The 11,132-nt window shown below is 72.8% G+C and carries 9 protein-coding genes; 4 read left to right on the forward strand and 5 right to left on the reverse strand.

Annotated features, from left to right (window positions below; genetic code table 11):
• The first annotated feature begins 244 nt into the window (after positions 1-244).
• The 4 genes from FV227_RS25970 to FV227_RS25985 all read left to right on the forward strand — a co-directional run bounded on the left by FV227_RS25970 (position 245) and on the right by FV227_RS25985 (position 4,112).
• A complete protein-coding gene (locus FV227_RS25970; RefSeq protein ID WP_147729784.1) occupies positions 245-757 on the forward strand; it encodes a copper chaperone PCu(A)C in 513 nt (170 codons plus the stop codon).
• Positions 747-1,364, forward strand: coding sequence for an SCO family protein (locus FV227_RS25975; RefSeq protein WP_147729783.1), 618 nt, complete (start codon positions 747-749; stop codon positions 1,362-1,364). The genes FV227_RS25970 and FV227_RS25975 overlap by 11 nt, the downstream gene beginning before the upstream one ends.
• The gene (locus FV227_RS25980) at positions 1,361-1,729 is read left to right on the forward strand and encodes a DUF2946 family protein (RefSeq protein WP_147860241.1); all 369 of its coding nucleotides are present in this window, start codon (positions 1,361-1,363) and stop codon (positions 1,727-1,729) included. Before FV227_RS25975 ends, FV227_RS25980 begins: the two co-directional genes overlap by 4 nt.
• 64 nt (positions 1,730-1,793) lie before the next feature.
• Positions 1,794-4,112 (forward strand): TonB-dependent receptor, encoded by a 2,319-nt coding sequence (locus FV227_RS25985; protein ID WP_147860242.1) that lies wholly within the window; start codon positions 1,794-1,796, stop codon positions 4,110-4,112.
• Between the two features lie 122 nt (positions 4,113-4,234).
• On the opposite strand, the gene FV227_RS25990 is transcribed toward FV227_RS25985, so the two are convergent.
• The 5 genes from FV227_RS25990 to kdpB form a co-directional block, all read right to left on the reverse strand.
• Positions 4,235-4,816 (reverse strand): peptidase S14, encoded by a 582-nt coding sequence (locus FV227_RS25990; protein WP_147728117.1) that lies wholly within the window; start codon positions 4,814-4,816, stop codon positions 4,235-4,237.
• Positions 4,817-4,928: 112 nt separating this feature from the next.
• The gene (locus FV227_RS25995) at positions 4,929-5,639 is read right to left on the reverse strand and encodes a response regulator transcription factor (RefSeq protein ID WP_147728118.1); all 711 of its coding nucleotides are present in this window, start codon (positions 5,637-5,639) and stop codon (positions 4,929-4,931) included.
• Positions 5,636-8,371, reverse strand: coding sequence for a sensor histidine kinase KdpD (locus FV227_RS26000; RefSeq protein ID WP_147860243.1), 2,736 nt, complete (start codon positions 8,369-8,371; stop codon positions 5,636-5,638). Before FV227_RS26000 ends, FV227_RS25995 begins: the two co-directional genes overlap by 4 nt.
• A gap of 44 nt (positions 8,372-8,415) precedes the next feature.
• A complete protein-coding gene (locus tag FV227_RS26005) occupies positions 8,416-9,018 on the reverse strand; it encodes a K(+)-transporting ATPase subunit C (protein WP_147729400.1) in 603 nt (200 codons plus the stop codon).
• Positions 9,019-9,048: 30 nt separating this feature from the next.
• Positions 9,049-11,118: a potassium-transporting ATPase subunit KdpB gene (gene kdpB / locus FV227_RS26010; protein ID WP_147729401.1), complete on the reverse strand. Its 2,070-nt coding sequence runs from the start codon at positions 11,116-11,118 to the stop codon at positions 9,049-9,051.
• Between the last annotated feature and the right edge of the window lie 14 nt (positions 11,119-11,132).

The following is an 11,132-nucleotide window of genomic DNA, read 5'->3' on the forward strand; positions in this document are numbered from 1 at the left end:
CCCGCCGCCTGATCCACCGCCCGGCCGCCGCCCAGCCGGAACGCGGCGTCGCGCCCTGCCTCACGGTTGCGCGCTGAAAGCCGTGCTCCGGGAAGGCCTCGGCCCGCATCGACCGATGCAGCCTGCCGCATCGCCGTCGCTCGGCCCCTCGCGATCGCGCGAGCCGGCATGCCCGGGACGCCGTCCCCCAACCGCCCGGCCGCCCGCGGCCGCGACCGACACCGCCCCCTTCAGGAGAGTTGCCATGTCCAAGCTGTTCCGTCGCCGCGCGACCGGCTCCCTCGTCGCCCTCGCGCTGCTCGCGGTCCCGGCCGGCGCCCACGAGTACAAGGCCGGCGCGCTCGCGATCGCCCATCCCTGGACGCGGGCGACCCCGAACGGCGCCAAGGTCGGCGGCGGCTACCTCAGCGTCACCAACACCGGCACCGCGCCGGACACGCTGCTCGGCGCCACGGTGACCGGGGCGGACCACGTCGAGATCCATTCGATGACGATGGACGGCACCGTGATGAAGATGGCCCCGGTCCCGGGCGGCCTGGTCATCGCCCCCGGCGCCACGGTGACGCTCGCGCCGGGCGGCTACCACATGATGTTCGTCGACCTGACGGCGCCCCTGAAGAAGGGCGAGCGCGTCAAGGGCACGCTGCGGTTCGAGAAGGCGGGGACCGTCCCGGTCGAGTTCGCGGTCGAGGCGATCGGCGCGAAGGCCCCCGAGGGCGCGCAAGGGGCGGCCGGCGGCCACGATCATGCCCATTGATCCGCCGCCCGTCACGCCGGCCCAGCGCCGGGCGGGCTACGGCATCCTCGCGGCGGTGCTCGTCGGCATCCTCGGCATCGCCGGGGGCGTCGTGGCGATGCTGCCGCGCGGGCCCGCCAAGCCGGCGATGTCGGTGGTCGGCGGCCCGTTCCGGCTGCAATCGTCCAAGGGTGGGATCCTCGATTCGGCGACGCTGGCCGGCCGGCCCTTCCTGGTGTTCTTCGGGTTCACCCGCTGCCCGAACGTCTGCCCGACGACGCTGGCCGACCTCTCCAACCTGATCGACGACCTGCACAAGGCCGGCGGCGACATCGGCGCCTACTACATCACCCTCGATCCCGAGCGCGACGACGCCGCGGTGCTGCGCGACTACATGGGCTCGTTCAGCGATTCGATCACGGGGCTGACCGGGACCCGCGAGGAGATCGACCGGGTGGCGCGGTCCTACCGCGTCTTCTCCAAGAAGGTCCCGCTGCCGGGGGGCGACTACACCCTGGAGCACACGCTGATGGTCTACCTGATGGACCGGAACGGCGGCTTCGTCGGCCCGCTCGATCTCGCGGCCGGGCACGGGCTCGCCCTCCGGCAGATCCAGGCCGTCCTGTGACGGGTCGGGCGAAGCGCGTCGGCGCCCTCGGCACCGCGCTGATCCTGCTGGCGATCTGGGCGCAGTCGATCGTGCCGCTCGCCGCCCTGCGGATGGCGCCTGACGCCGCGCCGCTCGGCCTGTCGGCGATCTGCGGCCATGCCGGCGCAGCCGACGCCGCGGGGGAGCCGGCTCCGCTCGTTCCCGGCTGCCACGCCTGCCCGCTCTGCGCCGTGGGGCTCGCCGCGCCGGTCGTCGCCGCACCGCAGCCGGCGGCGCGGGTCCTGCGCTGGTCGCCCGTCGCCTGGCCGACCCCGCCGCCCGCCCGCATCCCGCATCGCCCCCGGATCGCCGGCCGGCCGAGGGCACCGCCGACCCTGCTCTGATCGAATCGCGAACCTCTTCCGGCGGGCCGATCCCGCCTGCCTCCCGATCAGACGAGCCCGCCCGATGCCCTTCCTGCCCAAGCTCCAGCTGCGCGCCGGCCTCCTCCTCCTGTCCGCCAGCCCGCTCGCCGTCGCGCAGGCGCAGGCACAGGCACAGGAGAGCGTCACGCTCTCCGAGCTCTCGGTGGTCGGCGAGCGCGACGGGCCGGCACCGGCGGCCGGCATTCCCTTCGGCGTCGCCGCGCCGCAGGGCTCGGCGCCCAGCGTCATCGAGCATCCGGTCGGGCAGGTCGTGACCGGGATCGGGCGGCGCGACACGATCGAGAACCGGCCGGCGACGAGCGTCGGCGCGGTGCTCGCCAACAGCCCCGGCGTCACCGTGCGCCAGGGCAACGGCGGGCGCGACGTGATCATCTCGATCCGCGGCAACAACGCCCGCTCCACCGGCGTGATCAAGAACACGGTGGTGCTGGAGGACGGCTTCGTCCTGACCCAGCCCGACGGCGCCGCGCGCTTCGACCTCTCCGACCCGCGGGCCTATTCCCGCATCGACGTGTTCCGCGGGCCGCAATCGGCCCTGTTCGGCAACTACGCCACGGGCGGCGCGCTGGCCTTCCGCACCCGCACCGGCCGCGAGATCGACGGCTACGAGATCGGCACCGATGCCGGCAGCTTCGGCTATCTCAGCACCTCCTTCACGGTCGGCGGCGTCAGCGGCCCGTTCGAGATCAGCCTGTTCTCCAGCGACGTGCGCGCCAACGGCTACCAGGACCATTCGTCCTACGACACGCAGACCATCGACCTGCTGGCGAGCTACACCCCGACGCCGGACAACCGCTTCACCCTCAAGGTGATCAACAACGACCTGCACGCGGACCTCGCCGCCCGGTCGTCGCTGGCCGAGTTCCGCACCAACCCCTATCAGCGCGGCTGCGCGGCGGCGGCGACCGCGGCGGCGGGCTGCTCGCTCACCAACCTCTTCGTCAACGGCGCCTACGGCCGAAGGGTCGGCGTCACCGCCGACGAGGCCGGCTTCGAGCGCAAGGACCGGCGCACGATCGTGGCGGCGCGCTACGAGCACGACATCGACGCCCAGACCACCTGGCGCACGCAACTCGGCTTCGACGAGCGCAATTTCAACCAGCCGTTCTACGCGACCGCGTCACGGGGCTCGTACCCGTCCTGGAACTTTCTCACCGACCTCACCCGGCGCTACGACCTGTTCGGCCTGCCGGCGGTCGGCTACGTGGCTTTGGCCTACAGCACCATCGACAACCGGATCTCGACCTACAACCGCGCGCCCTACGGCGGCCCGCGGCTGGGCGCGCTGATCGGCGACCAGGAGGCGGTGCAGTCGAACCTCGGCGGCCGCGCCCGCACCGAGGTCGCGCTCTCCGAGCAGTGGACGGGCGTCGTCGGCATCGGCGCCGAGACCACGTCGATCACCGGGCGCAGCCTCGCCTACGCCTACGCGGCCGCGGGCGCGACCACGATGATCGCGGACGCGAACCGCAGCTTCCTCAACGTCGCCCCGGAACTGGCGCTGGTCTACCGCCCGAGCGCCGAATGGGCGTTCCGCGGCCGCGTCGCCACCGGCTACACCACGCCGGCGGCGAGCAACCTGTTCGTGACCGCGGCGGGCCTGCCCGGCAACAACACCGGGCTGCAGACCCAGGAGAACCTCGGCTTCGACCTCGGCACCGACTGGACGCCGGTCGAGGGGCTGCGCCTCAGCGTCACCGGCTTCTACGAGATCTTCCGCAACGAGCTCGTCTCGCAATCGCCCGGGGCCGGCCTGCAGAGCTACACCTTCAACGCCCCGGCCTCGGAGCACCGCGGCCTCGAGGTCGGCGCCGACTGGGCCTTCGCGCCGGGCTGGCGCATCGTCGCCGCCTACACCTTCGACGACCAGGTCTACACCCGCTACGTCGAGCAGCTCAGCGCCGGAGCGCTGACCCGCCGCCTCGACCGCGCCGGCAACCGCATCCCGGGGGTGCCGGCCAACCAGCTGCTCGCCCGCGTCGGCTACGACGTCCCGGCCGGGCCGCTCGCCGGACTCGGCGCCTTCGTCGAGACCGTGTTCCAGGACGATTTCTACCTCGACAACGCCAACCAGCTGAAGGCGCCGGGCTACGCGATCGTCAACGCCAACGTCCACTACGCGACGGAACTCTCCGGCGGCTACGCCAAGCGCCTCACGCTCTACGCCGAGGTGCGCAACCTGTTCGACACGGTCTACGCCGCCTCGGCCCAGAACCTCGCCGACACGATCAGCGCGACGACCGGGCTGCAGAACGGCGCGGGCGTGCTCGCCGGCACCACCGGCTCGATCTATGCCGGCGCCCCGCGCAACCTCGTCGCCGGGATGAAGCTGGCGTTCTGATGCCGACCCTCGGTGAGCCCGGCTCATCGAGGGTCGGCCCCCGCGACCGCCGGGCGGCGGTCGTCCGCCGGACCTCATGGGTTCTCACCTACGAGGCTTGGCCTGAAGACTCGGCATGAGCCTCAGATCACCGCCTCGATCAGGCCGAGGGTGCGGGCCTCCTCGGCCTCGATGTACCAATTGTAGGGAGCCCGCTCGATCACCTGATCGAGGGTCACGCTCGAGCCCTCGACGAGGTTGGCGAAGCCCTCGTTCTGGATCGCGATCGAGCACTCGATCTCGTGGAGCGTCGCCTTCACCGTGGCGATGCAGGTGGTCAGCGGACCGTTGATCCGGAGCTCCTTGGCGAGCTTGCGCTCGTGGATCATCAGCCGCGTGCCGGGGGTGAGGTAGCGGTTCTGCCGGGTGAAGAAGCTCATGAAGGTGGTGCCGGCGGAGTAGATCGCCGCCTTGCCGAGGAAGGCGTAGCGGCATTGCGGGTTCATCGCGCTCTTGAAGCGGATGTCCTCGCCCATCATCCGCGCGACCTCCGGGTCGCCGCCGAGCGTGGTCAGCTCGACGACGACCAGCCCCTCGCACGGGGCCTTTCCGATCTGGGCCCGGAAGTCCCGGTACATGTCGTAATCCACCGTGCCGGCGAGCAGGACGGTCGGAGCCGCGAAGTCGGCGGCTTTCAGGGTCGTATCCGGGGTCGTGGTGTTCATGGGGCGGGGCGGCCTTGCGATGCGGACGGGTTTGCGATCCGAACGGGATCGCGGCCTGCACAACCCGCGCCGGACCTGTTCGTTCAGGAAAAGATCCGCATCGGGGACGCCGTCAGCGCGACAGCCCGTCGTCGGGCGCGCGCAGGCGGTAGCCGACGCCGGTCTCGGTGAGCAGCAGGCGCGGGCGCTCGGGATCGGCCTCCAGCTTCTGCCGGAGCTGGCGCATGTAGACCCGGAGGTATTGCGGGTCGGACGAGGCCGAGACCGCGCCCATCAGCTGGGCGTGGGTCAGCACCTTGCCGGCATGCTGCACCAGCACCCGCAGGAAGTCGTACTCGCGCGGCGTCAGCTTCACCTCGCGCCCCTCCACCCGGACGATGCGGCGCACGAGGTCGACGCTCAGGGGCCCGACCTGGAACAGCGGGCGCTGCCCTTCCGTCGCGAGCTGGTGGCGGAGCGCCGTGCGGATGCGGGCCAGCAGCTCGCCCATGCCGAAGGGCTTGGTGACGTAGTCGTCGGCCCCGAGGTCGAGCGCCTCGACCTTGCCGGTCTCGTCGTCGCGGCTCGACAGCACCACCACCGGCAGGGCGGGATGCGCCGCGCGGATCCGGGCGAGGAGGTCGTGCCCGCGCATGTCGGGCAACCCGAGATCGAGGATCACGAGGTCCACCGTCTCGTGGCCGGACGCCTTGCGGCCCAGGGTCTCCAGGGCGGTGCGGCCGTCCGGCGCCTCGAGCACGGCGTAGCCCTGGGTCCCAAGCCCGGTGCGCAGCAGCCGCCGGATCGGCGGCTCGTCGTCGACGACGAGGATGTGCAGGGTCATGCCGCCCGATCCGAGGCGGTCCGCGCGGGCTCGGCGGGGACCGGCAGGGTGATGGTGAACACCGCGCCGGAGCGGTCGCGGCGGTTGGCGCCGACGACCGTGCCGGCCATCGCCTCGATGAAGCCGCGGGAGATCGGCAGGCCGAGGCCGGTTCCGGCCCGCACGCTGTCGGCCTTGGCGACGCGGTAGAACGTATCGAACACCCGTTCCAGGTCGGCCTCCGGCAGGCCGCCGCCTTCGTCGAGGATCTCGATCCGCACCCGCATCCCGTCCCGCCGGCCGCGCAGGCGGATGGTCGACCCCTCGGGGGCGTACTTGCCGGCGTTGTCGAGGAGGTTGACCAGCACCTGCTCGAACAGCACCGGATCGAGCCGCAGCGGGGGCAGGCCGGGCGCGATCTCCACCACGACGCGGTGGCCGGACAGGATCGCCTCCAGGCGGCGCAAGGCCGTGTCGGCGATCTCGGCGACGTCGTGCAGCGCGACGTTGGGCACCACGGCGCCGGCCTCCAGGCGGGTCATGTCGAGGAGGTTGGCGATGAAGCGGTTGAGGCGCTCGGATTCCGCGATGACGGTCGCGAGGAGATCCGCCTTCGCGGGGGCGTCGAGGGCGTCGTCGAGGTCGCGCAGCGTCGTGGCCGCGCCGAGCACGGCGGCGAGCGGCGTGCGCAGGTCGTGCGAGATCGAGGTGAGCAGCGCCTGGCGCAGGCGGTCGGTCTCGGCCGCGCGCTCGGCCCGGTCGAGGTCCTCGACGAGGCGGACGCGCTCGATGGCCAGCGCGCCCTGGTCGGAGAGCGCGTCGACGAGGCGCCGGCTCTCCGGCGAGAGGATCGGCCCGGCCCGGTCGGCGTCGAGGCCGATGACGCCGAGCGTCCCCCGGCCGGTCCGCATCGGCAGGAACAGGCGCTTGGCGCCGGGCAGGGTGTCGGCGCCGCGGCCCGCCGCCCGGTCGTTGTCGAAGGCCCACTTGGCGGCGGCGAGGTCGGCTGCGTCGAGGGTGTCCTCCGGCGGGTAGCCGGCGCGCACCGCGATCGCGCCGGCCTCGGGCAGGAGCAGCACGACGCGGACGTCGAGGCTCGCGGCGATCTGGTAGGCGGTCGCCCACAGCACGTCGTCGAGGGTGCCGCAGCCGGCGAGCTTGCGGCTGAAGCCGTAGAGCCGCTCGCTCGCCACGGCCCGCGCCCGCGAGACCACCGCCTCCTGGCGGGTGCGCGCGGCGAGGTTCGAGACCAGCACGGCGACCAGCGTGAACAGGCAGAAGGCGGCGACGTTGGTCGGGTCGGCGATGGTGAAGGTGTAGAGCGGCGGCAGGAAGAAGAAGTTGTAGGCGAGCGAGGCCGCCACCACGGCGGCGAGCGAGGGCCCGAGGCCGAAGCGCACCGCCACGGCGACCACGGCGGTGAGCAGGACGAGGTCGGCGTTCTCGACGCCGAGCATCGGCTGCAGGGCGAGCGCGATCCCGAGGGCGCCCCCGACGGCCGCGAGCGCGACCGCGTAGGGCCAGGCCGAGCGGGACGGCTCCGCGGCCGTACGCACGCTCTTCGGCCCGGCCGCGTCCCCGCCCTGCGCCTCCCCACTCTGCGCCTCGCCCGCGATGACGTGGACGCTGATCTGCCCTGAGCCGCGCACGAGGTCGTGCACCACCGAGCCGTTCAGGATCTCGAACAGCCGCGAGCGCTCGGACTTGCCCACCACGACGTGGTTGGCGTTGGCGCTCCGCGCATAGGCCAGGATGTCGTCGGCGATCCGCCGCGAGCCCGGCACGGTCGCCGCCTCGCCGCCGAGCCGGTCGGCCAGCCGCAAGGTGTCGGCGATGCGGTCACGCGCGGCCTCCGACAGCGCCTGCGCCCGCGGCCCCTCGACCGAGAGCGCGGTCCAGGGCGCGTGCAGGCGGTCGGCCAGGCGCTTGGCGTAGCGCACCAGCCCGGCCGCGCGCGGATCCTCGCTGACGCAGACCAGCACCCGCTCGCCCGCGCCCCAGGGCCCGGGGATGGCGTTGGCCCGCATGTGGCTCAGGAGCTCGTCGTCGACCCGGTCGGCGGTGCGGCGGAGCGCCAGCTCGCGCAAGGCCGTGAGGTTGCCGCGGGAAAAGTAGTGCCGCAGCGCGCGGGCGGCGTTGCGGGGCAAGTAGACCTTGCCGTCCTCGAGGCGCCGGATCAGGTCGTCGGGGTTGAGGTCGATCACCTCGATGTCGTCGGCCCGGTCGAGGATGCCGTCGGGCACGGTCTCGCGCACCCGGATGCGGGTGATCTGGACGACGACGTCGTTCAGGCTCTCGACGTGCTGGATGTTGAGGGTGGTGTCGACGTCGATGCCGGCGTCGAGCAATTCCTCGACGTCCTGGTAGCGCTTCGGATGGCGCGAGCCCGGCGCGTTGGTGTGGGCGAGCTCGTCGACCAGCGCCAGGGCCGGGCGCCGGGCCAGCAGCGCGTCGAGATCCATCTCGTCGAGGCGGGTGCCCTTGTAGGCGACGGCGCGGCGCGGGACGACCTCCAGCCCGGCGACGAGGCTTTCGGTCTCCGCGCGGCCATGGGTCTCGACCACGCCGACCACCACGTCGAGGCCGGCGCGGGCCTTGGCCTGGGCCGTGGTCAGCATCTCGTAGGTCTTGCCGACCCCCGGCGCGGCGCCGAGGAAAATCTTCAGCCGGCCGCGCGACCGGCTTTCGCGGCGCGCGGCTTCGAGCAGCGCGTCGGGGGAGGGGCGGGACGGGTCTCGGCTCGGCTCGGGCATCGGGGGCGCATCCTACCCGCAACGGGGCCCGAATGGGCCAGCGCCTATTTCGCCAGCCCGTCCAGCGCGAGGTTGAGCGCCAGCACGTTCACCCGCGGCTCGCCGAGGATGCCGAGCCAGCGACCGCGGACCTGCCCCTCGACGAGGTCGCGCACGGCCGGCTCGGGGAGCCCGCGCGCGGCCGCCACGCGCTTCACCTGGAACAGGGCGGCGGCGGGCGAGAGGTCGGGGTCGAGGCCCGAACCGCTCGTGGTCACGAGGTCGACCGGCACCGGCACGCCCGGGTTCTCGGCCTTCAGGCGGGCGAGGTCGGCGCCGACCCGCTCGGCGAGCGCCGCGCTCGTCGGGCCGAGGTTGGAGCCCGACGAGTTCGCGGCGTTGTAGGGCGCCGGCACGGTCTTGGCGGGGTCGGCCGGGTCGGCGGCGCTGGTCGCGGACGGCCGGCCCTGGAAGTAGCGCGCGCCGGCGAAGGCCTGGCCGATCAGGCTCGACCCGACGGGCTTGCCGTCGCGCAGGACGATCGAGCCGGCGGCCTGGCTCGGGAAGGCGAGGCCGGCGATCCCGGTCATCGCGAGCGGATAGGCGAGCCCGGTGAGCGCGGTCAGCGCGATCAGCAGGACGAGGGCGGGGCGAAGCTGGGTCAGCATGGCGGGGTCTCGTGACGCGAAGGGGGAGGATCAGGCGAGGCGGAGCGCGGTGACGGCGAGGTCGATCGCCTTGATGCCGACGAAGGGCACCAGGATTCCGCCCAGGCCGTAGATCGCCAGGTTCCGGCGCAGCAGCGCGCCGGCGCCGACCGCGCGGTAGGCCACGCCGCGCAGGGCCAGCGGGATCAGCGCGACGATGATCAACGCGTTGAAGATGATCGCCGACAGGATCGCGCTCTGGGGCGAGGCGAGCCCCATCACGTTCAGCGCCTGGAGCTGCGGATAGAGCCCGAGGAACATCGCCGGGATGATGGCGAAGTACTTCGCCACGTCGTTGGCGATCGAGAAGGTGGTCAGCGCGCCGCGCGTCATCAGCAGCTGCTTGCCGATGCCGACGATCTCGATGAGCTTGGTCGGGTCGGAATCGAGGTCGACCATGTTGCCGGCCTCGCGCGCCGCCACCGTGCCGGTGTTCATCGCGACGCCGACGTCGGCCTGGGCGAGGGCGGGGGCGTCGTTGGTGCCGTCGCCGCACATCGCGACGAGCTTGCCCTGCGCCTGCTCGCGGCGGATCAGCGCCAGCTTGTCCTCGGGGGTGGCCTGGGCGAGGAAGTCGTCGACGCCGGCCTCGGCGGCGATCGCGGCGGCGGTGACCGGGTTGTCGCCGGTGATCATCACCGTGCGGATGCCCATGCGGCGCAGCTCGGAGAAGCGCTCCCGGATGCCGCCCTTCACGATGTCCTTCAGCGTCACCACGCCGAGGAGGCGTCCGTCGCGGGCGACGGCGAGCGGCGTGCCGCCGGCCTTGGCGACGTCGTCGGCGATGGCGCGGACCTCCTCGACGCTCTCGGCCGAGGCGGTCGGCGCGTAGGCCAGGGCCGCGCTGGAGCCCCGGGTCGCGACCGGGCCGCCGCTCACCGCCGCGACGATCGAATCGACGGCGCCCTTTCGAATCTGCGAGCCGGCGAGGTCGACGCCGCTCATCCGGGTCTGTGCGGTGAACGGCACGAAGGTGGCGTCGAGGCTTGCCATGTCGCGGGCGCGGATCCCGTAGCTCTCCTTGGCCAGCACCACGATCGAGCGGCCCTCCGGCGTCTCGTCGGCGAGGGAGGCGAGCTGCGCCGCGTCGGCGAGCTCCTGCTCGGTGACGCCGCGGACGGGGCGGAACGCGGTGGCCTGACGGTTGCCCAGCGTGATCGTGCCGGTCTTGTCCAAGAGCAGCGTATCGACGTCGCCGGCCGCCTCCACGGCGCGGCCCGACATGGCGAGCACGTTGAAGCGCACCAGCCGGTCCATGCCGGCGATGCCGATGGCCGAGAGCAGCGCGCCGATGGTGGTCGGGATCAGCGTCACGAACAGCGCGACCAGCACGATCAGCGGGATCGCGCCGCCGGCATAGGAGGCGAAGCTCGGGATCGAGGCGACGGCGAAGACGAAGATCAGGGTCAGGCCGGCGAGCAGGATGTTGAGCGCGATCTCGTTCGGGGTCTTCTGGCGGGCGGCGCCCTCGACGAGCGCGATCATCCGGTCGACGAAGGTCGAGCCGGCCGCGGCCGTGATCCGCACCCGGATCTCGTCGGAGAGCACCTGCGTGCCGCCGGTCACCGCCGAGCGGTCGCCGCCCGATTCGCGGATCACCGGGGCGGATTCGCCGGTGATCGCCGCCTCGTTGACCGAGGCGATGCCGAGGATCACCTCGCCGTCCGAGGGGATGATGTCGCCGGCCTCGACCAGCACCACGTCGCCGACCTTGAGGTCGTTGCCGGGGACGGTCTCGAAGGCGCGGCCCGCACCCGTCAGCCGCTTGGCCATGGTCTCGGTGCGGGTGCGCCGCAGGGAATCCGCCTGCGCCTTGCCGCGCCCCTCGGCGATCGCCTCGGCGAAGTTGGCGAACAGCACCGTGAACCAGAGCCACAGGATGATCTGCCCGGAGAAGGCGAGGTTCTCGGCGCCCGTCGCGGCGTCGCGGACGAACAGCACCGTGGTGAGCGCGGCGACGACCTCGACGACGAACATCACCGGGTTGCGCACCATCAGGCGCGGATCGAGCTTCCGCAGCGCGCCGAGGAGGGCCGGGCCGACGAGGGCGGCGCTGAGCAGGGTCTGGGAGGGGC

This window comes from Methylobacterium sp. WL119 (genome assembly GCF_008039875.1).
Classification (GTDB): domain Bacteria; phylum Pseudomonadota; class Alphaproteobacteria; order Rhizobiales; family Beijerinckiaceae; genus Methylobacterium.